Origin of the sequence: Aquimarina aquimarini, assembly GCF_900299535.1 — a bacterium.
Taxonomy (GTDB): domain Bacteria; phylum Bacteroidota; class Bacteroidia; order Flavobacteriales; family Flavobacteriaceae; genus Aquimarina; species Aquimarina aquimarini.
Map to the genome: position 1 here is coordinate 48,120 of NZ_OMKE01000040.1, position 24,675 is coordinate 72,794.

Genomic DNA, 24,675 nt, shown 5'->3' on the forward strand with positions numbered 1-24,675 from the left:
TATAAAGAGTTTGAATTATTTTGTGTTAGATTAAGGCATAAAATTAAAGAATAGCCTTAGCTATTGTTGAATTTTATAACACAGATATAGTGCAAAAGAAACAAACTATATACGAAATTTTTATGTGTAAATCGTATAACTATGTAGATCGGTAGTATAGTTATGTTAAACAAAAACTCCCAAACAGAATAATTTGGGAGTTTTTGTTTTATATGAAGTTTGGATAATTTACTAGGATTAGTACTCCAAAGTATTACTATTGATATCCTCATACATACGTTCATATATAGGAGAGAACATTTTGCTATTACCTACAGATTCTAGTTGCTGTGTAAAATAGCTTTTTGCACTTCGTGTACCTAAAATATTATCAATTGCAGCTTTTAGAAGTGGTTCGTTTGGATCTCCCAAAATACCTAGATTAGAGAAATCTTCATCAACCTGTACATTAGGAGCAAACCCATTGAAGTAGTCAGTAAAACCAACAGAGTTGATAGATTTAAGTACTAGTGGTTGCATTGCATAGGTATGTCCTGCATTTGCACCGTCTCTTCCAAAATTATCAGAATCATATAAGGTGATAGAAGCTTGAAATTTACCTCTAGTAGTATCTCCAATTTTTATAGTTTGTATATAAGGATCTAACCCGTTAATGACCAATTCACTTGCAGAAGCAGAGCTTCTGGAAGTAAGGATATAGACTCTTGTTAGATTTAAGCTATTAATAGCATTATCATCTCTTGTCTTATCTGTAAAAAGGTTAGTGGTTCCAAACTGTTCTTGTCGATCAGCGTTCCATTCTGTGGTAGTAAATACTTTATCTTTAAATTGCCCAGTGACCATACTAGATAGATCAATAGCGCTGCGAACAGATCCTCCACCATTATATCTCAGGTCTAGAATAAGATCTGTTACCCCGTCACCTTTAAACTGAGCAAATGCCTCATTAAGTTTAGCATCAAAATCAGCAGTAAAAGAATTATACATTAGATACCCAACAGGGCTACCACCAACATCAATGGTTTTAGCAATAAAAACAGGGTTTTCTGTATATTGTACTTTGGTAAGAGAAACTGCATTGCCAGTAGGAGTAATAGTGGTACCATCATAAGTAGCCAGACCGATAGCATAACTATCAGGAGCTAATAATTCTCTAAAATTTTGAACATTGATCTGTGTGCCATTTATAGTGTTAAAGATATCTCCTCTTTTTAATCCTTTGGCTTCGGCATCTGTATTAGGAAGCACATAGCGTACATATCCAAAAACTAAATCTTGATTATCAGGATATCTAACCAAGCCATATTCCATACCATTATTTTTTGTAATACCATCAAAAGCTTGTTCTAGAGCAATGTAATCATCTACCAGAAAACTAAAATCATCTATATCAGATTGTAAAGCGTCAAAAATACTTTGAGGAGTAGAAAAACCTTCTAAGAAGCTTGTATACTCTTGATCAGATGTAAAACGATTATCAGCCAGATTAGGCACATCTGCTTTGTAGAGATAAAATACATTTAATCCTTTCCAGATAAAATTCTTTATTTCATTAGAGTTAGCAACGCGTCTCACATCATCATTGTCATCAAAACACGAGGTAGCCATAGCTATCACAAATAGTAATAGTGCAAAATGCTTTATGTACTTCATTTATATTATTATTTATTGTTTTTATTTTGTCAAAAGAAATTAATAAGTTGCTATAGACGGGTATTCCTTATATTTTCTAGCCTTAGCAATGTTTCATTCTGACTTTGTTTCTTGATATAAGAATGATAAATGTAATTACTTTATTAGTAAATAAAAAAAAGAATGTAACAAATTACTAGAGTAGTCGTCTCCCTTATATAAAGCTGACAAAGTTTTATGTAATCATCAACCAATCATGAAAGAACGAGCATTTATAACACTCACAAATGGATTTAAGGACAAACTGTTCAGGTTGGCCAGACGTTTGCTAGTGAGTAATGAGGAGGCAGAAGATGCTACTCAAGAAATATTATTGAAGTTATGGAGGAATAAAAGTAAGATGGCTCAATATAAAAATGTAGAAGCCTTTGCAATGACAATGACCAAGAATTATTGTTTTGATAGGCTAAAAGCCAAACAAGCCAATAACTTAAAAATTGTGCATAGCAATTACAAAGATGAGCAAGCCTCATTGCAACGACAAGTAGAGGCAAAAGATAGTTTGGATTGGGTAGGTAAGATTATGGATGACCTGCCAGAGCAACAACGAATGATTGTTCAGCTCAGAGATATAGAACAATATGATAATGCAGAGATTGCAAAAATGCTGGAACTTAATGAAACAGCAGTAAGAGTTGCACTATCAAGGGGAAGAAAAAAAATAAGAGAAGAATTATTAAAAAAACATAACTATGGAGTTGTCTAATATTGAAAAATTACTGGAAAAGTATTTTGAAGGCGAAACGACCATTTCTGAAGAAAGAGAATTAAAGGTTTATTTTACCAGAGAAACTGTGCCGTCGCACCTAGAAAAATACAAAAATCTATTTCAGTTTTTTTCTGAAGAGAGTACCATAATGGCTACTCAGGATCTAAAATTAAATACAGGCAGAAAATTCAGATATTCGTGGATTGGTATTGCGGCATCAGTAGCACTGATTGCTGGGATGTTCTTGCTAAAACCAGCACCAACACCATCTGAACCTGTTGATACTTTTGAGGACCCCGAAATAGCTTTGCAGGAAACCAAAAAAATCCTCAATATGGTTTCTCAGTTAATGAATGAGGGAAAACAAGAATTAGTGTACCTCAATGAATTTGAAAACACTACAAAAGAATTAATAAAATAAATAAAAACATAGTACCCTATAAAAAACTGATTATTAAGACAGTATAGTAAGGTATTTAAAATTGAAATATTATGAAAAAAATAGCAATTATTCTGATTTTGGCAGTATTACCATATGTATCAAGTGCACAAAGTGCTTTTGATAAATACGAAGATATGAAAGGAGTCTCCTCTGTCGTAGTAACAAGTAAGATGTTTAAACTATTAAGCAAGATAGACATAGAGAGTAATGATAAAGAGGTACAAGAGTATATGAATCTTGTAGAGAAAATAAAAAATATAAAAGTTTTTGCGACAGAGGATGCTACAGTAGGGCAAAAGATGAAAGCAGACGTAAGTAGTTATCTCAAAAAATCCTCTATGGAAGAGTTGATGAGAGTAAAAAGTGACGGGAAAAACGTGAAGTTTTATTCAAAACCAGGAAAAGACGATGACCATGTGAGTGAATTGTTTATGTTTCTTGATGGAATAAAAGAAAGTGGAAAAGGACCTAATACTGTTGTATTAACTATTACTGGAGATATTGATTTGAAACAAGTGTCTAAAATAGCAGATCATTTGAATGTTCCTGGAGGTGAAGAGCTGAAAAATGTAAAGAAAGGAAACTAGATAAAGTACCATGCCCTACACTTCTTTTTTTTCAAAAAGAAGTGTAGGGCATATTATAACACAATAATCAATCAAAAAAAACCAATAAAGAATGAAAAATATAATTAAGATTCTGAGTGTGCTTTGTGTCACTCTCTTAGTAAGTTGTAATAGTGAACCCTCTTTGCAAACATATTTTGTAGATCATCAAGAAGATACAGCTTTTATTGCTGTAGATGTACCAGCTAGTATTTTGGATAAAGAAAAGGTGGCACTTAATGAAGAAGAGGAAGAAGCATTAAAGAGTATCAAAAAAGTAAACTTTTTGGCATTACAGCTCAAGGATGATAATCAAGCTAAGTATGAAGAAGAACGTGCTACAATCAAGAAAATTCTTAGTTCTGATCAATATGAGACCTTGATACGTTTTGGATCAAATGGAGCCAAAGTGGTACTTAAGTACCAAGGAGAAGAAGATGATATTGATGAGGTCATAGTTTTTGGAACACATCAAGAAAAAGGATTGGCACTAATACGAATGCTAGGAGACGATATGAGACCAGAAAAAATGGTGAAACTAGCTCAATCTGTAGAGAAAGGAAAAATAAATCTCGATGCATTTAAAAAAATGGTAGATACCATGGGTTTTGATTAATTACAATCAATTTTCAATTGGTGTAAAATATATAAAACTTAGGTTTTTGTACCAAACCATTTATAATGGTTTATAATCCCAGCTTAGGCTGGGATTTATTTTTATATAGTAGGTAGTGTTTTGTCCTTTTATACTATAAATTGATATAAAAATACCCCGAAACAAATAATAATATTGCTTTGGGGTATTTTCTATTTATGAATATCCTAATATAATTATATACCTGTATAATTAGAAGGAGTGATCTGCTTTAATTCAGATTTTATAGTATCGGTTACTTCAAGGGTTTCTATAAAATCAGCAATAGAGTGCTGATTTATTTTTTCGTTGGTACGAGTAAGTCCTTTTAATGCCTCATAAGGATTAGGGTACCCCTCTCTTCTTAAGATAGTTTGTATAGCTTCTGCAACTACTGCCCAATTGTTTTCAAGATCCTCAGCAAATTTTTCTTCATTTAGCAAGAGTTTGTTCAAGCCTTTTAATGTAGCCTGAAAAGCAATTATTGTATGACCAAAAGGTACTCCTATGTTTCTAAGTACGGTACTATCAGTAAGGTCACGTTGTAATCTGCTTACAGGTAATTTTGCGGCAAGGTGTTCAAATAATGCATTGGCAATCCCTAGATTTCCTTCGCTATTTTCAAAATCAATAGGATTTACCTTATGTGGCATGGCAGAAGATCCTACTTCTCCTTTTTTTATTTTTTGTTTAAAGTAATCCATAGACACATATGTCCATACATCGCGATCTAGATCAAGTATAATAGTGTTAATACGTTTAAGACCATCAAACAATGCGGCCATATGATCATAGTGCTCAATTTGAGTAGTAGGAAAAGAATGATGTAATCCTAATTTTTCTTGCACAAATCGAGTGCCAAAGGCTTTCCAGTCTATAGCTGGGTATGCTACCTTATGAGCATTGTAATTACCTGTTGCACCACCAAATTTTGCCGCACTAGGAATATCGTTAAGTAGATCAAACTGTGCTTCAATTCTAGTAACATATACCTGAAACTCTTTTCCTAATCGGGTAGGAGACGCTGGTTGCCCATGTGTACGAGCAAGCATAGGTATAGTAGCCCATTCTTTGACAAGAGATTTTAATTTATCCAGCAATGCGGTGTACTCTGGGATATAAACACTGTTGATTGCCTCTTTAATACTTAGCGGTACCGCAGTATTATTGATATCCTGAGAAGTTAATCCAAAATGAATAAACTCTTTGTATTGTTGTAGCCCTAGTACATCAAATTTTTCTTTGATAAAATACTCTACAGCTTTTACATCATGATTTGTTACTTTTTCGATATCCTTTATCGCTTGGGCATCATCACTAGAAAAAGAAGTATAGATAGCTCTTAATTTATCAAATAGAGAAGTATCTATACTTTTAAGTTGTGGTAGTGGTAACTCGCACAGTGCAATAAAATATTCAATTTCTACGAGCACTCGATATTTTATCAAGGCTTCTTCACTAAAAAATGCACTAAGAGATTGGGTCTTTGATGCATAACGCCCATCAATAGGAGAGATCGCTTGCAAAGGAAATAATGACATAGTTTTATTTTTTGAAGCCGCAAAGATAATTCAATTAATTACCAATTACGAACGACAGTCCATGAATTTTATAAGCAAGATGTTTTTAGATATGTATGATATAGGTATCTATGCTTTGTTTATTTTTTTTAGGATCATACGAGCTCTGGCCTTATAAGCAGCACTACCAGTATTGTAATTATTTTCTAATGTTACCTTAAGCTCAGGGTGTACCCAGTCAAATTCTGTACCTAATAAATATAAAGAAGTCATAGCATATGCTTTTGGTGCTACTTTTTGATCGGTAATTAGCCAATCAAAACAGATTTCTGTCATTCTCTCTCTATACGGGGTGGTAAGAGAAGTTATTACGGCATCATTTTTTGTTTGGTAATAGGCAATAATAAGGTATTCAAATATTTTAGCCATAGGTCTTACTGCTGGATGGCGATATACCATAGCGGCCATATCTGTAAGTTGATCTAGGTAAGGTAGTATAATATCAAGTTTGTGTTTGCATAAAAATTCAAGCCCCCAGGAGGCTCTACAGGATATCTCATCATCTACTCGAGCGCAAATAGCCAGTAGTTGTGGGAGTAAAGAAGGTTGATCGAGTACTAGAGTAGCAAAATACTTTCTTTTTTCACGAGAGTGATCAATAGTAGTTAATATATCTTCTAGAGCCATCATAAAACATTCGTGTTATTGGATTATTTTAATAAAGTATCTACAACTTTACCAACCCCAGTAGTCGCTTTTTCTGCTAGGATAGTAAGATTTGTAGTAGGATCGATCGATGGGTTGGGATCTATAAAATATACGGGTATCTGTTTGGGTGCGTATTGCAGTAAGCTAGCCGCAGGGTATACCTGCATAGAAGTACCAATGATAATAAGAATATCTGCCTGCTCTGTGATTTGTATGGCAGTTTCTATCATGGGTACATCCTCACCAAACCATACAATATGAGGACGCAATTGTGATGTATGTATACAATGATCACCTAGGGTAAGATCATGTTTCCAGTCTAGAACAATGGTTTCATCAAACTGACTCCTTACCTTTAGCAGTTCACCATGTAGATGTACTACAGAGGTACTACCAGCTCGCTCGTGCAGGTCATCTACATTTTGTGTAATGATAGTAACCTTATGTTGTTGTTCTAGTGCTACCAGATCAAAATGAGCTTTGTTTGGGTGTACCGTATGCAATTGGCTACGTCTCTTATTATAAAAATCGAGTACAAGCTCAGGATTGTTTTTCCATCCCTGTGGCGAGGCTACCTCCATAATATCATGCCCTTCCCAGAGCCCATTTGCATCTCTAAAAGTATTGATGCCACTTTCTGCACTTATTCCTGCTCCTGTAAGTACTACTATATTTTGCATATCTCTTTATTATTTATGGTATACAAACTTAGATAAGTTCTATTGTATAAAGTGGGTTAAAACTATTCAAAATTATTGAATATACAAGAGCGGCTTTTTTTTAGTTTTAATTCTTGATATAGAGGCGTATTATGTCTGTTATATCTTTATAGAAGGAAGTCGTTTAGGGGGTGTTTTATCGATTTTTTTAAACAGATAAACGTCATTTTTGCTTTTTTTTAACAAAATCAAAATAATACTGTTAATTGCTTAAATTTTGTGTAAACATACTTTTTTCCGATAAAAAGCGTTTTAATACCGATGAAGTGCAGTATGCAACTAATTGATCATGAAGCATTTCCTCAGTAATATTACGGTTTTACCGTATACAAGAAAGTGCCTTAATGTCCTATCTTGTCGGTATAACAACTCAACGACAATCCATCAACACAAAATTACTAAACGATTACCCTATGAAATATCCGTATGTAATAATAGATAACGACAAAAAAATAGCAAATTCTATACAAATTTCTCTAGAAGAAAAACCTAATTATATCTGTACAGGAATTGCAAAAAATGAGCAAGAAGCGCTAGACCTAATTTTAGAGAGAAGACCTAGAATTGTTTTTCTAGAACCAGAGGTGCCAGGTATGCACGGTGATAAGACCAAGTTTTCTTTGATGACAGAACTCTCTAAATATATATCAAGACTCCCTGAATTTGTAATTATTACCAAAACGGCTGATTATGCTATAGAGGGGATACGTAATAGGATTATGGATTATGTTCTTAAGCCGTTTTGCAAGCGGCAAATCGCCAAGACCTTACTTAGGTTTGAAAAAGACTTTGATCAGGCAGGAGATCATACGCTATGCTTTAGGTCTTATGGTGATTACAGATTTGTAGATGTAGATGATGTACTCTACCTAAAAGCAGATAATAATACTACAGATTTTATTATGAGTAATGGCAATAAGGTAGAAGCGTTTAAAACCTTAAAACATTTTCAGCAATTATTGCCCGATCATTTTGTGCGGATTCATAATAGTTATATTATAAATACCGATTATGTCTCGAGGATACATTTTGGCAAAGCCAAATGTGCTATAAAAAATTCTGATGCGCTGATTCCTTTTTCAAAATCATATAAAAACAATGTAGAAGAGATAAAAGACTCGTTGGCAAAAAAAAGTTTAATCTTTATATAATAACGCTATAGGGTTATAAAAAATGTCGACCGATGAATTGTAAGATTTATCGGTTTTTTTTGTAGGATAACGGTGCTTTTTGTGTTAAGATATCATTAGTAAATAATTTCCTACAAAAATAAGAAGACCAAAATACGACCATTTACTCGTATAAGCTGTTCAAGTACTATCCACGGGGGTCTAAGTACTAAACACTCTTTAATATATTAGGCATCTGGGCAGAATCAAACTACATTTGTAGTGTACAATTAGAGATACAAAATGACAAGAAAAAATGTAAGAAGTAACTCTAACAAAAAAATAAAATCACTTGCGCAAGTGAATCGAAACAGAAACATAATAACTAATTAACCCCCCAAAAAGGCAAGAGCCTTTTGTAAGAAATTAAGTTTAAAAAATTAAAAGACTAAGATTATGAAAACTATCAAAACATTATTCGCAATATTATTTTTAAGTACATTTTTTATCGCTTGTGAAGCTGATACCGTAAATGATGAGGTTGGAATTGAAATAGAAGATACTTTTGGAGAGGATGAAGCAGATGAAGTATCCGTGCCACAAGGTTAATTGTAGATTAAGTAAAAAATTAATTTTCAAGAAGTGATAAAAAAGCTCTAATTTAGTTTAGAGCTTTTTTCATTATATATAATTGTTTACTTTAGAAGTAAAAATAATCAAAGATGCTTAAAACCTTATATCGATTAGTTATCGTTCTTTTGCTTATGGCTGGTTGTGATACTAACAATAAGCCTATAGAGAGTAAAAAACTAAAAACCAATTTGATCAATTCTTATATAAAAAAAGCGAAGGATACCAATAATACTATTGAGGATAGAAAAGAAAACTTAGATAAAGCTTATAGTATTAATGCTACATTGGATGATGATTCTTTTAAAATTCAAAAACTACGAGAAATATCTTTTCGATATTATCACTTAAAGGATCATGATAGGTATAAAGGTTTGAATGAGAAAGCTTTAAAGTTAGCGAAAACCATTAGTGATTCTCTAGAGATGGCAGAATCGTATACTTATTTAGGGATATATTATAGAAAATCAAAATCAGAATTGGATCTGGCACTACAGAATTTTCATGAAGCTGATAAAATTTATAAATCCTTAGATCCTAAAAAATATGAACCAAAAGATTATTTGTTTGATCATGGGAAAACGTTGATAGATATAGCAAGAATACAACAAAAAGCTAAAGATTATACAGAAAGTGAAGCTACTACAATTAAAGCAATTAAAAAATTTGAGTTAGCAGAAAATAATCAATATTTACCTTTGTGCTATACTAATTTAGGAATAGTAGCAAAATATTTGGAAAATTATGATAAAGCAATTGAATATCATTTAAAAGCGATAGAATATAGTAAAGGGACAGATAAAGAAATTCTACAAACATTGACTTCTTATAATAATATAGGAACGGTATATAAATCACAAAAAGAATATAATAAAGCAAAAGAATATTATCATAAAGGGTTATCATATAAAGAGTTTTTAGATAAAAACCCAAGAAGAAATGCAAGGTTGATTGATAATTTAGCCTATGTGAATTTTTTATCTAAAGACATGACAGAGATTCCTGATCTGTTTTATAAAGCCTTAAAAATACGGGATAGTATTGATGATAAATATGGTATGGCAACCAATACTTTACACCTAGCAGAGTATTATCATTCTGTAGGAAAAGATAGTATTGCACAACAGTATGCAGAACAATCCCGTGATATATCTTTAGATTTAAAAAATAATGAAGAATTATTAAAAGCGTATCAATTATTATCTGAGGTGTCAAATAGTGATACAGGCTTACAATATGCCAATACATATATACAATTAAACGATAGTTTGATCAAAGAAGAGCGATTGTTTAGAGATAAATTTGCTCGTATAAAGTTTGAAACAGAAGAAATTGTAGAAAAAAACCAACAAATAAGCAAAGAGAATCAAATCTTGATTATTACTATACTGGGCTTGACTGCTTTGTTTTTGTTGGGGTATATCATTTTTAAACAACAACAAAGCAATAAAGAATTGCTATTTGCGCAAACCCAGCAAGAGTCTAATGAGGAGATTTATCGATTGCTACTCAATCAACAGGTAAAACTAGAAGAAGGTAGGCAGATGGAGCAGCAACGTATGTCTGAAGAATTGCATGATGGTGTGTTGGGTAGATTATTTGGGGTACGGCTTAGTCTAGATGGGATCAACCAGCGTGCCAATGATGGGTTTACAGAGGCAAGAAATAAATATATAGATGAGCTCAAGGCTATAGAAAAAGAAATACGATTGATCTCTCATGATTTGGGGGCAGAGACCTTGCCGTCTGATGTTGCGTATATAGATGCTGTAGAAAATATGATCAAAGATTTATGCGGGGTGCATAATTTAGATTTTGAGTTTAATAATGCAGAAGAGATTGATTGGGAGGAGATAGATGATCAGAAAAAGGTAAACTTTTTTAGAATTTTGCAGGAATCTATGCAGAATATTTTTAAACATGCACAGGCCAGTACTATAAAAATTAATTTTGATTTTGTGGATGATACCATAAATCTTACTATTTTAGATGATGGAATAGGTTTCAAAACAAATAAGGTTAAAAAAGGAATTGGTTTAAAAAATATTACCTCCAGAGTTAACCAGATGAATGGAGAAGTTCAGTTTTTAAGCAACGAGAATTCGGGAACCACCGTATCAGTACGTGTACCGATACCTTCTAGAGTAGAAGAATTGTACGAAGAGTAATGATATATACTATTTTTTAGATAGCAGAGTTACTTAGTATGGGCAAAATTTTTAAAACCTAAAAAACAAATTTTTTTAAGATGAAAAAAAAGTTAAAAGTTCTTATGATCGATGATCACCCTATGATTATCGAGGGGTATAAAAATACCTTGTTAGGAGAAAATCAAAAAGAATATCAAATTAAAATAGATATAGCATCCAATTGTGATGATGCATATGCGAGTATAGTAAAATCATCAGAATCGATTCCTTATGATATGCTTTTTGTGGATATCAAATTACCACCTTCGTCTGATGGTTCTATAACTTCTGGAGAAGATTTGGCAAAACACGCAAAAGAATTACTGCCAAAATCAAAGATCATTATATTGACCATGCATAGAGAGGATCATAGAATACATAATATTCTTAAAAATATAAATCCTTCTGGATTTTTGATCAAAAGTGATCTTACCTCTAGTGAGTTATTATTAGCGTTTAATAATATTATAAAAGGCAAGGCATATTACAGTGCAACAGTCAATGATCATTTTAGAAAAATGATGACCAATAAGTTTTCTCTAGATGAGAAAAATCTTAAGATTTTATATCATTTATCTCGTGGGGTAAAGACCAAAAATCTTCCTAATTATGTGAGTCTATCTCTAAGTGCTATCGAGAAAAGAAAAAACCAGATCAAAGAAATGTTTTCTATTGCCAAAGCAGATGACCAAATGTTGCTAGAAGAAGCTAGAAAAAGAGGATTTATATAAAAAAACATATGGTATTACTAGATATATAGAGGTTGTTTATAAAATAACCTCTTTTTTTTGGAGTATATTTATACAAGAAATAAGCATAAAGAGATTAGGTAATAAAATGACTATTCTTGTTTATGCAAGTTTGTTATAGGGGCAGATAATCAAAGAAATCAATGAAACTCAAAACTTTATTAGTACTACTAGTACTCTCTGTGAGTGCAATAGCTCAGGAAGAATATACAATACGTGATTTTTCTACAAAATATATTGGTAAACTTACTATAGATCAGGGGCAAGAAGATCATGTTTTTAAAAAAGGAACCATTGCTATCTATAGTAAATCATCAAACAAAAAAATGGTAGAAATCAAATCAGAAGAGTTGATTTTTGATGTAGATGATAACAAAGAAGTAAAAACCAATGTTCTAGAATTACCTTATGAAGAACAGAGTATTCTTATAAGTCAGGATTTTAATTTTGACGGGACACCAGATATAGCTATTATGGATGGGCAACATAGTTGTTATCATGGGCCATCTTTTCAGATTTATTTAGATAAAAACAATGAGTTGGTTCACAGTAAAGAATTTACAAGACTAGGGCAGGAGTATTGCGGATTGTTTAAAATTGATGAAAAGAATAAAACCATTCATACAATGACCAAAAGTGGATGTTGTTGGCATCAATTTTCAACATTCAAAGTAAGAGAAGGGATTCCAAAACCAATTTTAGTGATAGAAGAAGACGCTATGAATCTACCGTATCTTACCACTACCACAAGGACATGGGATGGTGATACAGAAACAAAAACTATCGAAAAATATATTGATCTAGAAGAAGAAGAGACGGTAAAAATCTTCTCATTTGAATTGCAGAAGAATCGCAAAAAAGTAATAGTCTTTACTCTTTATGGTACTGAGTTGAATTATATATTGCTTACAAACGATAAAGTAATTGAGTTTAATTACCCTGTGAGTTCTATAAGTGAAAATGTTGGTTTTCTTATTAATAAAACCAAAGAGGAGTTAACCTTCAAAAATAAGGACGCTACGTATCAGGTTTATGATAAACAATCAAAGAATGGGATAAAAGAAGTTGGAGTTTTGGTAACAGTAAAAGGAAAAACATACGACCTCAAAGGAGATATAAAAACCGTAAAAGGAACTTTAAAAAATATAGATGTTGCTACATTAAATAACCTTACTATAGAATAATTAGAGAATACACCTGGATTAAAATTTAAGACTCAAAAAAAGCATGAAATTTAAATATATACTAATTATTTTATTAATCTCATATTTTGCAGAGGGTTTTGCCCAAACAAGAGACACCATATATTGGCATGATGCAACAAACAAAACAGATATAAACGGAATTCATAAAATTGTACACCACCTTACTGATTCTACTAATAAAACGGTTGATTATTGGAAAGGAAATATCGTCTCGATAAAATATACAGGTGTATTACAAGGGTGCTCAACATCTATAGAAACAGATACACTATTTAATAAACAAGGAACAGAGATAAAAGGTATTATTGCTAACGAAGTTAGATGGTTGGGTAATAGTAAAGATTGCGACTCTTTATTATTGGTGAAAACGCTAAACATATATAATAAGGGTACATTAAAAAATGTTTTTAAGTATAAACAAGTAGGAGAGTTTGCAGATTGCCCTTGCGGAACGTGGAGTCTATATAGCAACGGAAAAATACAAAGAAAACAAGAATTTGGTTCTTGCTATGACAGTACACTAGAGAATATAACTTTGATGAGAACAGAATGGAGTCCTGATAAGAAGTATCAACTAGAACTCTATCAAGAACAAATGCCTTTTGCTATGCCTGGGCAAGGTAGCGACCATATGGCTACCATAATTCTAAAAAACAAAAGAGGAGAAGTGCTTAATTATATAAGTAGTAATTCTAAAGAAAATACTATGTATAGGAATATTGAGATACGTTGGGATCTAGATAACAATACTGTGTGGTATGGTAAAGCCAGGGCCTTTGATCTAGAAAAGAAAAAATAATAGAATTATCATGGTAAATGTTAATTTACTGTAAAACAAAGAGTGAAGAACTCAATTACTTCTCAGTGAAAAATCTCTAATATTGCTGCTTTGAGTAAATCCTTATCAATATGCTTTTATTTGCCAATAAAAGTTTAGATTTTTAATAAGTTGTTGAATAATAGGTGAATAAAATAATATTTAAATATGGTTTTTCCGTAATTATTTTGATGGGTTAAACTGTTTTAAATCAAAGTATTATCCATATTTTTGTAGTGTTAAGAAAAACTTAACAAGCGTATTGTTCTCAACATGTTTTATTGAACGTATCATACTATCGCCCCTTGTTATGAATACATTTTTTACTCAGTAATTCATATTAAATACCATTGTCATAATGTAGGAATATTCATGCTCCCAAACACATGAGTATAACAGATCATATTATACCAGTTCTGATTTAAATTTACTCATAAGAAAAATGATGGATTTTTGACTTAGATGAAAAAGAAAATTCAAGCATAGCAGGGCTATGGTTGTGTTTTATTTTGAAATATTAGACAAAAAGGCGCGGTTTTATTGAGTAAATATAAGTTGGAAATGGTATTAATTATAAACAAACTACTTATGACCCTATTTACTTTTTTATTGATATTGCTACAATTATTTTTTATAACACCTATTCTAGGCAGTGTAGAAACATGATCTGATCTCTATGTAGAAAGGTATGATTTTATAAATACCCATAAAAAGATACTTCTACTACAGATATATAATTAATAGACCAATAACACAATCCAAAATAAGAATTAAAAGAAAGTTGATTTTTTCTCAAAACCTCCTATAGAGATATAGTCTTTCTGGCTAAAACAAATATTAAAATCAATAGAAAAGGTACCCCAGCTTTGTACTAGATACAAATATTTGATACAATGAATGTTTACGTTATATCTAGTTAGTAAGGTGAATAAGAATTGCAAAACCTGCGATGAGCAGGTACTATAAATACTTTATAAATAGAAATTTATAAACTCTACGATGACCCAAAAAACAATTAACAAATGAAAACAACAACAAATTTTTTAGTACTACTACTCGCTATCTGTATGAGTAGTTCGATGTATGCACAATCTCCTAATATTGTGGTTATTATTGCCGATGATATGGGATGGTCACAAGTAAGTACAGGGGCAACCAACCTTAATAATCCTAGTGATTTTTATGAGACACCTGCAATAGACTCATTAGCAAGTCAAGGTATTGCTTTTCCGCAGGCATATGTAAATGGAGCAAACTGCGCACCAACACGAGCAGCAATTTTAAGCGGGCAATATGCATCGAGACCAGATAATAATGTATTTGCAGTAAATGGATTAAATCGTGGAGGGAGCTCTACATTATTGGTAGGGCCAAGTCAAGGGCTTTCAAACGGGCAAGATGAAATTCCTTCTAGTGCTATTACTGTAGCAGAAGTACTGAAAACAGCAGGGTATACCACTGCACATTTTGGCAAATATCATTCAGGAGGTAGTATGAGCAATGCGCCTACAGATCAAGGGTTTGATGTGAATTATGGAGGAGGCTCCCCTGGATCACCTGGTAGTTATTTTGCCTCACAATCAGGAGGAGTATGGACTTTTCATGGTAATATTGGACCAGAATTAGATACCTACGCTTCACCTTATACACTCAGTGAATCAATAGATTTGGCAGGAGATGCTTCTCTAGACGGAACAGCAAAACATGTAACAGATGCAATGGCAGATGCCGCTATTGATTTTATGAATACAAATAATACATCCCCATTTTTTATGCATTTTAGTAACTATGCAATACATGGTCCTTGGGGAGCTGCCAATGCAAGACCTGATTTGTATGCAAAGTATGTAGCCAAAAATACAACCAATCCTAGTACAATGGGGCATACCAACGTTAGTCAAGCAGCAATAGCAGAAGGAATGGATCAAACAATAAATAGGTTGATCGATTACCTAAAAACAACCCCAGACCCAAGAAACCCTGGGCATATGCTATCAGCCAATACACTTGTGTATTTTATTTCTGATAATGGAGGCGCAATCGGTACAGATGATAATGGACCACTACGAGGAATGAAAGGAGAACATTATGAAGGAGGAGTGAGATCAGTTACCATAGCTTGGTCAGAAGGGTTATTAGCAAATACAGGAACAATTAATAATACTCCCGTTGTAGCATTTGATCTATACCCAACCTTGGTAGAAGCAGCTGGAGGAACATTGCCAGCAGGATATGCGATCGATGGGGTGAGTCAATGGTCTATGCTCAATGGTACGAACCCTAATTTGGGTAGAGATGCGATTTATTGGCATTTCCCAGGATATTTGATTGACTCAAAACGGGATCAAAGACCAGTATCTATAATAAGAAAAGGAGATTATAAATTGATTCATAATTATGAGACAGCTTCTTATGAAATGTATGACCTAATTACAGATATTGGAGAAGCTAATAATTTGTTATCAGGTAACCCTGATACAGCAACACTTACTATAGCCAATGATTTAAGTACAGATTTACGTAATTATTTGGTAACTATTGCAGCCCCTTTACCAACCTATAGAAGTAGTGGGCTTACAGTTCCATTGCCAGAAATTATAAGCATAACAACTCCTGTAACATCATGTGTTGCACCAACATCATATTTGGCATTGTGGAATTTTGATACAGGAATAGATATTAATGATGCATCTACCAATAGTAATGATTCTCTAGCAACTGTGGGTACACTTACCTATGATACAGTTGATTTTAAAGAGGGAGATCGCTCTTTTGTGTTTGATGGAGCGACCAAAATACAGTACAGTGAAAACCCTGGACCATTTTTGATTGCATCTATGACAACAAGAAGTGTAGCCATGTGGATCAAACCTACGGCTCTATCAGGGGTACAAAACCTTTTTGAAGAAGGAGGAGGAATCAGCGGTGTTGTGCTACGACTGAATGGAACGAATCTGGAATCAATGGTAAGAAACAGTGCTACCGTTTTTGATAGTTTAAGTGCTCCATTCCCTTCAGATAGTGCATGGCATCATATTGCAGTAGTTTATAATGGAGCTAGTACCACTCATACATTATATATTGATGGTGTTGCCGTAGCTTCTAGTACTAGCGCGCCTAGTTCTGTTCCTACTCATATAGGATCAGGAGGAATAGGAGGTGTGCAAAAGAAAGATAGTTTTGGGCAAATAACAGATAATTTCTATACAGGAAAAATGGATGCGGTTGTTGTATATAGCTCGGCATTGACGCCTGCACAAGTTCTTACAGCAGGATGTATTGTTGATCCAAACCCTGTAGAGTGTACCTATACAGTGATTGATACAGAAGATTTTGAATCAGGATGGGGTGTATGGATAGATGGAGGCTCTGATGCAAGAAGAAATAGTAATGACTCGGCCTATGCAAACTCAGGTTCCTACTGTATTAGATTACAGGATAATACTTCTACATCTGTGATGACAACAACAAGCTTTGATATGACAAGTTATGAGGAGTTAACAATCAATTTCTCGTATTATTGCAGAAGTATGGATAATAGTAATGAAGATTTCTGGTTGCAGATATCATCAGATGGAGGAGCTAATTTTACTACAGTAGCAGAATGGAATCTTACAGATGAGTTTGTAAATAATCAACGCTATAACGATCAGGTTGTAATCCTAGGCCCATTTACGGCAAATACAAAACTTAGGTTCAGAGCAGATGCCTCGGGTAATTCTGATTGGGTGTATATTGATGATGTAGTGATCAATGGATGTAGTACAACCGCTACCAAAGTAAATAGAAGTATGATTAGTGAGGATAATACGTTACCAGAAAAAGAAATAGTAATACAAGAAGATGCAACCTCTATAATTATCAAAGAAGATCATTATTCAGTGTATCCAAATCCTTTTAATGATCAGGTGTATATCACAATAAAAGAGAATAAGGATCAAGATACTTATATTGAAGTTTTTAATAATTTAGGACAATCATTATTCTTTAAATCATATAAAAATATGGATAGAATAAAAATACCAACAAGAGATTTACCAAGCGGACAATATTTTATTAAAATTAGTGTAAATGAAAAAACCGTTCAAAAACGATTAATCAAAATGTAAATAAGATATAGAAGTGGTTTAAACTTTTTTGATTCTGGCGAAAAATAGTTATTTTTTGATCAATTGAAGTGTTTTTTACACTTCATAGCAGGGCTACGAAGTAAGAAAAAGACAAAAATTGAGTGAAAAAGAGCATTTTTATAGCGAATCAAAAAAGTTTAAACCACTTCATAATAAAAAGATAAATAGTAAAAGAGATTGCCATAAGGTAATCTCTTTTTTTATGGTTTTTAACTTTTAAAATTATACCTAGTCTATTTGATATTATTAGTACTTTTTCAAAAGTTTAAAAAGAATTTTTTTATATAAATATGAGATGAAAAATGATGTTAGAGAGTAGTATAAGAAGCGATTATTTTCTACCCAATAGGTGTAATTACAATACTCATAAACCATAATTGAAGATTATTTTAGGGTGCTTTTTAGGGAAAAATCACTCTTTTTGCTTAAAATTATGGTTAACCCATAATTATTTTGATGTTTTAAAATATTTATAATCAAAGTTTTATGTATAAATTTATAATGTTGAAAAGCACATGTAAAAAGAGTTAGATTTTTAAAAACGAATATTGCTTATAAAAAAAACTACACGCGACATTTTATTTCATACATCACCATGTCAAGTGTGATATTCAAGCGGATTTCTTTTTAATAAAAAAACGCTACTACTACTGTTTAGAAACTATATTATTTATATCCCCTAAATAATATGATTAATGAACTTAAACCAATGAAATAAATTGCTTATGGAAAGTACTATTTTTTCCTTCTCATCAAAAAAAACAACGATATTCTTATCGCTTGGATTTTTTACATGTAATTTATGCAGACTTTATTTTGAAAAACGTTTAGCGGTTTTTAAAACTTGATATTGCATCTTGTTTTTATGAAGGATAACATAAAAATAAAAAAAGTACTTTGTTTTATGAATAGTTAATACTGAAAACATAAAATAGAGAATAACAGAAATACAACTCCTCAATTGTAAGACTTATGGCGAGCCGACAATATGGGAGTCTGAATAACGATCAACTTAATTTTAAATTAGCTATTATGAGGTTTCATTTTTTTACATCAAAAGATGTACCAGGATCTGCTTCTACAAAAGATATCTGTAATGATATTGATGCCAATTTTATTCAAAAGCAAATCAATAATAAACTTGATTACCGTACTGCGATTTTAATAGGAATGCTTACGCTATTATTAATAGTATATTCTTTCATAGCGTATTCTTTTTTAAAAACCACTTCGGGACTTTTATTTGATGATAATTATCATACTCAAATATATAAGGATAATAATCTAGATCAAGAAAGTGTACAACGTGATACAGTTTCTGTAACCAGTATAACTGTAAAGATCAAAACTATTCTTATTGACAAAAGTAACAAGTTCGTTATTGCCCATGATTCTTTTCAGAATTATAACAAATTTACTCTGCAAGATAATGTTCTGCAAGAAGAAGAGATTGTTATAATATGTATTTCTCAAGAAAAAGAAGAGATAGATTCTTTAGAATCACTTCAAACAAAGAATAAAACAATTTTAGTATAAATAGTTTATCAATAAGTTATTGTAATGATGCCAATATGATCAATTGTGATTATGGGCAGTTTTATATGTGCTTATATCAGTCTAGGTCTGACCACCCAAAAACTAATAAATATGAAAATACGTCCCCAATTTATATTTTTAATACAAGATTTAATTAAGGCAAAAAAACAACTTAAAAAAAGTAAAGCAGACTTGTCATATATGCTCCTTATAACAATAATGTTATCAGGATTTTTTGGATATAGCCAATTTAGTTGCCCTTCTACTTTTTATCAGGTTATCAGTGGTGAATTAAGAAGTTATGACCCTATAACAGCAGAATATTCGGCTCCAATTCATACTTCAGATATATACAATGCAGCGGGCTATAATAGAATAGATAATTATGTATATGCTATAGGAAAAGCTGGTGCTATCAATGGACATTTGATACGTATTGATGTAGATGGAACAATATCAGATTTAGGTGCCTTGACCAATATGGGGTCAGGAGGAATATCAGGAGATGTAGATGATAGTGATAATTTATGGATTAATAGAGGTAAACATTATGATAAAATAGAAAATCTATCAACTCTTCCTGTAGGGGGATCTCCTGCAGTAGTTACTGTTACCTTTACAGGAGGTTCGTCAAAAAACACCAATGATGTAGCTTTTATTAATGGTAAATTATATGGAGTAAGTAATACAGCAAACTTGATTATATGGGATCTTGTAGCCTTTACAAAAACAGATGTTCCAGGTCTTACAACTCCCACAGCGACCAATTATGGAGCGGCATTTACAGATGATCAAGATAGATTATATGTATCTTATAATAATGGAGGACTATATCTAATCAATGATTATACAACAGGAACACCAACAGCTTCCTTTTTGAATACTACAGCGGGAACAACCAGTAATGATGGTTTTTCATGCCCATTAGCTCCTTCAGCTATTGATCAGGATGGAGATAATAATCTAGACCCTTTAGATTTAGATTTAGACGGAGATGGATTAACAAATATTGATGAATCCCCTTCAGATCCTTTTGCAGATGCAGATGCAGATCTGGTTTTTGCTTATTTAGATGATAATGATACTGCCCCAGGAACAGGAAATGTAGATGGAGCAGTAGAATCAGGTTTTGATACAGATGGAGACGGAGTACCTGATTTTTTTGATCTGGATAGTGATAATGATGGTATTTATGATGTGGTAGAAGCAGGACACGGTTTACCACATACAAACGGTAGAATTACAGGGCAGAATACAGGGTCAGGAGCCAATGGCTTATTTGATGGTGTAGAGACAGTTGCAGAATCAGGAGTACTTAATTACACCATAACAAATACAGATGCTTCAGGGGCTCCAAATTTTCAATCTACAGATAGTGACGGTGATACTTGTAGTGACGTATTGGAAGCAGGCTTTACAGATGATAGTAGTGACGGGATTTTAGGCTCTTTTGTGGTAACCGTAGATAAAGATGGAGTTGTTACAAGTGCAGTAGATGGGTATACAACACCTAATCCAGATTACCTAAATAATGTGGTAGTATCTACAGCATGTACACTCACCCCTTTTAGTTGTCCGCAAAACTTTTTTCAAGTTATAAACGGAGAGTTAAGAAGTTATAATCCTATAACAGGAGAGTATTCTGATCCAATTGCAGTAAGTCAATTATATAATGCCACAGGATATAATAGAGTAGATAATTATGTATATGCCATTGGTAAAGGTGGAGGTTCTAGTCCAATCAATAACCATTTACTTCGTATAGGAGAAGATGGAGCTTTTCAGGATTTAGGTGCGTTGATAAATATGGGAACAGGTGGAATATCAGGAGATGTGGATGCCAGTGATAATTTATGGATCAATAGAGGAGGACATTATGATAAAATAGAAAATTTATCTACACTTCCCGTAGGAGGATCTCCTGCAGTAGTGACTGTGACGTTTACAGGAGGAACCTCAAAAAATACCAACGATGTAGTTTTTATTAATGGTAAATTATATGGTGTTACTGATACAGATTTGTTGATTAGTTGGGATGTTACCACACTAGTAAAAACAGAAACCTCAGGTCTGGGAACTCCCACAGCAACTAATTTTGGAGCTGCATTTACAGATGGAGAAGATCGTCTATATGTATCTTATAATGATGGAGGAATGTATATGATTAATAATTATGATACTCCAACTCCCACAGCTTCTTTTTTAAACTCTACTGTAGCTACAACTAGTAATGATGGTTTTTCATGTCCTACTGCAATTTCAGCCTTCAATGATGATAATGACCTTGTTTTAGACCCATTAGATATAGATGTTGATAATGATGGAATCCCTAATATAGATGAATCACCTTCTGATCCCTATGCTGATACAGATAATGACAATGTTTTTGCGTATCTAGATGATGATGATACCAATAATTTGGTAGGGAATGCAGATGATGCGATCCAAGCAATATTTGATACTGATGGAGATGGAATTCCAGACTTTTTTGATTTAGATAGTGATAATGATGGTATTTATGATGCAGATGAAGCTGGTCATGGATTACCAAATACAGCAGGAAGAATTACAGGAGCCGTTACAGGGTCTGGTGCAAATGGTTTGTATGATGGTATAGAAACAGGTGTTGAGTCAGGAATTCTTAATTACACGATAACAGCTACAGCTGGAACACCTAATTTTCAATCCTTAGATAGTGATGGTGACGGATGTAGTGATGCCAATGAAGCATATAATGATTGGAATGCAGATGGTGCAGATGGAGGAGTATATAATCCTGGTAATGTTGCAACAGAACCTTTGAGAGTTATAGACAGTACAGTAAATTTAAGAGGATTAGTGGTAGCAGCTTCTTATAGCACAGGAGTTGTAGCAGCAGTTACAGATAATGGTATTGCTACAGGTTGTGAGGACGGTGACGGGGTAACAGCAGTTATTGAAGATGAAGGACCTAATGGAGGTGATGGTAATGGAGATGGTATTCCAGATTCTATACAAGGTAATGTAGCGTCAATACCAATAGCTGATGGTACTGGGTATGTAACTGTAGAAACTACAGGGGTTTGTATACAAATCTCTAGTGTTAGTACAGTATTAGAAACAGAATTAGCAACAGGAGATACAACATATAATTATCCATATGGTCTGGTAGACTTTACGTTAGATTGTATAACACCAGGAGATGATGTAACAGTAACATATTATTGGCATATAACAAATTCTCTTGCAGGATTTGAGTATAGAAAATATGGGCCAACCACTCCTGGGGGAGCTACAGATGTATTTCAGAACTTTACAACAGGATTAGGCACAACAACCATTGGTTCTAGAACTGTAGCTACTGCGTCTTATGTACTCACAGATGGGGTATTTGGAGATGATACCGTATCAGACGGACAAATTATAGATCCTGCAGGGCCTGCAATTTTGACTGTAAACTCAGATGCAGATGGTATTATAGATACATTAGATTTAGATGATGATAATGATGGAATTTTAGATAGAGATGAGTGTGATTTAGGAGGAGGAACGTTTGGAGTAGAATTAGTAGATGATGCCAACTCTATTTTTGAGATAACAGCAGAAAGTAATGCAAATACATTAGCAAACCTTTTATTTGTCCCAAATACAGACCTTACCTTAATTTCTTCTACTGTTAATATGGGTAATGGATCAGTAACCCAAATAGGAACATTCAATGATGGTGATCAAATAACAAGCAGTGGAGGAGCTCTAAACGCTTTTGTTGGATTTGATAGAGGGATTATATTTTCTTCAGGTAATGTGCTTGAATTAGATGATGTTCTATCAAATCAATTCTCTTCTCCTTTTGCTTTAGGAGATGGTTCTAATGGAACAGGAGCAGGAGGGGGAGGATCAGATCCTGATTTTGGAGGAGGTTCTTCAGAATTTGATGTGGCTAGTTTAGAAATTGTGATCAATGTACCAGCAGAGACTATTATTACAGGACAATTTGTTTTTGCTTCAGAAGAGTATAATGATTATGTAAATACTGGATTAAATGATGCTCCTAAAATTTTTGTAAATGGAACCAATTTGGCATTAACACCATCAGGAGCTCAATTAAGTATAGATACAGTAAATAATACAGTAGATAGCGGGTCATTTATCGATAATGAAACAGTATCTACAGCTATCAATATTGAAGCAGATGGTTTTACAGAAACAATTACTTTTTCTGCGGTATTAAATGCAGGAAACAATACAATCAAAATCGGAGTAGCCGATAATGGTGATAATTTATACGATTCTTGGTTAGTTTTCAAAGCAAATTCCTTTGTATTGTGCTTTGATCGTGATACCGATGGAGATACTATTGTAGATCGGTTAGATTTAGATAGTGATAATGATGGAATTTATGATGCTGTCGAAGCTGGTCATAATCAAACTCATGTAAATGGTGTTGTACCAGGAGCAGTAAGTGGAGATGGTGTTCCAGATACAGTTCAAGGGGCAGGAAACGAAAGTAGTGGAACCGTAAATTATACAGTTGCTGATAGTGATACAGATACTAATTTTAATTTCTTAGAATTAGATAGTGATAATGATGGATGTAATGATGTTGTTGAAGCAGGATTTACCGATGGAGATACCAATGGGTATTTAGGAAGTGGTACTTTTGGAGCAGGACTTACAGTAGATGGAAATGGAGTGGTTACTTCTGGAAGCGATGGATATACAGGAACAAATGTTAATGTAACCACAGCAGGAATAGCTCCTTCAATAACGACACAACCAATAAATGCAACAATATGTTCAGGAGGAGATACCACATTTACCGTAGCAACCTCTGATGGAGATGCCTATCAATGGCAATTATTTAATGGTACTATTTGGGAAGATTTAATAGATACAGGGATTCATAGTACAACAAATACAGCTACGTTGACAATTACAAATGGATTAATTGCAGATAATGGAAATGAATACAGAGTTATTGTTTCAAGTTCTACATATGTGTGTACTACTGTAACTTCAAATACAGCAATTCTTACCGTAAACGACTTACCTACGGCAGCCGCGATTACAGGTGCTACGGCAGTATGTATGGGAGCAACGATAGATTTAACCGAAGGTACCGCAGGAACAATAGCATGGAGTTCTTCTAATCTGGCAGTTGCTACGATTGACGGATCAGGAGTAGTAACTCCAGTAAGTGCTGGAACGACCGATATTACGTACACTGTGACTGATGGAAATGGCTGTACATCCACTGCCTCAGCAGTACATACAGTAACGGTAAACGATCTTCCTACGGCAG

General features: G+C 33.2%; 17 protein-coding genes. 13 read left to right on the plus strand and 4 right to left on the minus strand.

Annotated elements, in window-relative coordinates; translation table 11 throughout:
* Window positions 1-237 precede the first annotated feature (237 nt).
* A complete protein-coding gene (locus DG508_RS17305) occupies window positions 238-1,653 on the minus strand; it encodes a S41 family peptidase (RefSeq protein ID WP_108869354.1) in 1,416 nt (471 codons plus the stop codon).
* A gap of 235 nt (window positions 1,654-1,888) precedes the next feature.
* Between DG508_RS17305 and DG508_RS17310 the strand changes: the two genes are divergently transcribed.
* From DG508_RS17310 to DG508_RS17325, 4 genes are all read left to right on the plus strand, one after another.
* Entirely contained in the window at window positions 1,889-2,398 is a 510-nt protein-coding gene (locus tag DG508_RS17310) for an RNA polymerase sigma factor (protein ID WP_103865643.1), read from the plus strand.
* A complete protein-coding gene (locus tag DG508_RS17315) occupies window positions 2,385-2,822 on the plus strand; it encodes a hypothetical protein (RefSeq protein ID WP_108869355.1) in 438 nt (145 codons plus the stop codon). Before DG508_RS17310 ends, DG508_RS17315 begins: the two co-directional genes overlap by 14 nt.
* A 71-nt stretch (window positions 2,823-2,893) precedes the next feature.
* On the plus strand, window positions 2,894-3,430 hold the full coding sequence (locus tag DG508_RS17320; RefSeq protein WP_103865641.1) for a DUF4252 domain-containing protein: 537 nt from the start codon (window positions 2,894-2,896) through the stop codon (window positions 3,428-3,430).
* A 91-nt stretch (window positions 3,431-3,521) separates the two neighbouring features.
* Window positions 3,522-4,064 carry a DUF4252 domain-containing protein gene (locus tag DG508_RS17325; protein WP_108869356.1) on the plus strand — a complete coding sequence of 181 codons (543 nt, stop codon included), beginning with the start codon at window positions 3,522-3,524 and terminating at the stop codon, window positions 4,062-4,064.
* Between the two features lie 215 nt (window positions 4,065-4,279).
* On the opposite strand, the gene purB is transcribed toward DG508_RS17325, so the two are convergent.
* From purB to DG508_RS17340, 3 genes are all read right to left on the minus strand, one after another.
* Window positions 4,280-5,623, minus strand: a complete 1,344-nt coding sequence (purB, locus tag DG508_RS17330; RefSeq protein WP_108869357.1) for an adenylosuccinate lyase — start codon at window positions 5,621-5,623, stop codon at window positions 4,280-4,282.
* Window positions 5,624-5,731: 108 nt separating this feature from the next.
* The gene (locus tag DG508_RS17335) at window positions 5,732-6,292 is read right to left on the minus strand and encodes an adenylosuccinate lyase (RefSeq protein ID WP_234418255.1); all 561 of its coding nucleotides are present in this window, start codon (window positions 6,290-6,292) and stop codon (window positions 5,732-5,734) included.
* A 20-nt stretch (window positions 6,293-6,312) separates the two neighbouring features.
* Window positions 6,313-6,990 (minus strand): SIR2 family NAD-dependent protein deacylase, encoded by a 678-nt coding sequence (locus DG508_RS17340; protein ID WP_108869359.1) that lies wholly within the window; start codon window positions 6,988-6,990, stop codon window positions 6,313-6,315.
* A 452-nt stretch (window positions 6,991-7,442) separates the two neighbouring features.
* Here DG508_RS17340 and DG508_RS17345 point away from each other — a divergent pair, with 452 nt between their 5' ends.
* The 9 genes from DG508_RS17345 to DG508_RS17380 all read left to right on the plus strand — a co-directional run.
* The gene (locus DG508_RS17345) at window positions 7,443-8,180 is read left to right on the plus strand and encodes a LytR/AlgR family response regulator transcription factor (protein ID WP_158250445.1); all 738 of its coding nucleotides are present in this window, start codon (window positions 7,443-7,445) and stop codon (window positions 8,178-8,180) included.
* A 414-nt stretch (window positions 8,181-8,594) separates the two neighbouring features.
* Window positions 8,595-8,747, plus strand: coding sequence for a hypothetical protein (locus DG508_RS21100; protein ID WP_159090899.1), 153 nt, complete (start codon window positions 8,595-8,597; stop codon window positions 8,745-8,747).
* Between the two features lie 113 nt (window positions 8,748-8,860).
* Entirely contained in the window at window positions 8,861-10,936 is a 2,076-nt protein-coding gene (locus tag DG508_RS17350) for a tetratricopeptide repeat-containing sensor histidine kinase (protein WP_108869360.1), read from the plus strand.
* A gap of 80 nt (window positions 10,937-11,016) precedes the next feature.
* Window positions 11,017-11,688, plus strand: coding sequence for a response regulator (locus DG508_RS17355; protein ID WP_103865634.1), 672 nt, complete (start codon window positions 11,017-11,019; stop codon window positions 11,686-11,688).
* Between the two features lie 161 nt (window positions 11,689-11,849).
* The gene (locus DG508_RS17360; RefSeq protein ID WP_108869361.1) at window positions 11,850-12,890 is read left to right on the plus strand and encodes an XAC2610-related protein; all 1,041 of its coding nucleotides are present in this window, start codon (window positions 11,850-11,852) and stop codon (window positions 12,888-12,890) included.
* A 43-nt stretch (window positions 12,891-12,933) separates the two neighbouring features.
* Entirely contained in the window at window positions 12,934-13,710 is a 777-nt protein-coding gene (locus DG508_RS17365; RefSeq protein WP_108869362.1) for a hypothetical protein, read from the plus strand.
* Between the two features lie 1,040 nt (window positions 13,711-14,750).
* Window positions 14,751-17,837 (plus strand): sulfatase-like hydrolase/transferase, encoded by a 3,087-nt coding sequence (locus tag DG508_RS17370; RefSeq protein WP_108869363.1) that lies wholly within the window; start codon window positions 14,751-14,753, stop codon window positions 17,835-17,837.
* A gap of 993 nt (window positions 17,838-18,830) precedes the next feature.
* Complete coding sequence (locus DG508_RS17375; RefSeq protein WP_159090900.1) at window positions 18,831-19,394, plus strand: hypothetical protein; 564 nt, start codon at window positions 18,831-18,833, stop codon at window positions 19,392-19,394.
* 111 nt (window positions 19,395-19,505) lie between these two features.
* Window positions 19,506-24,675 (plus strand): DUF6923 family protein (locus DG508_RS17380; RefSeq protein ID WP_199912808.1); only part of this gene is annotated, 5,170 nt, incomplete at its 3' end.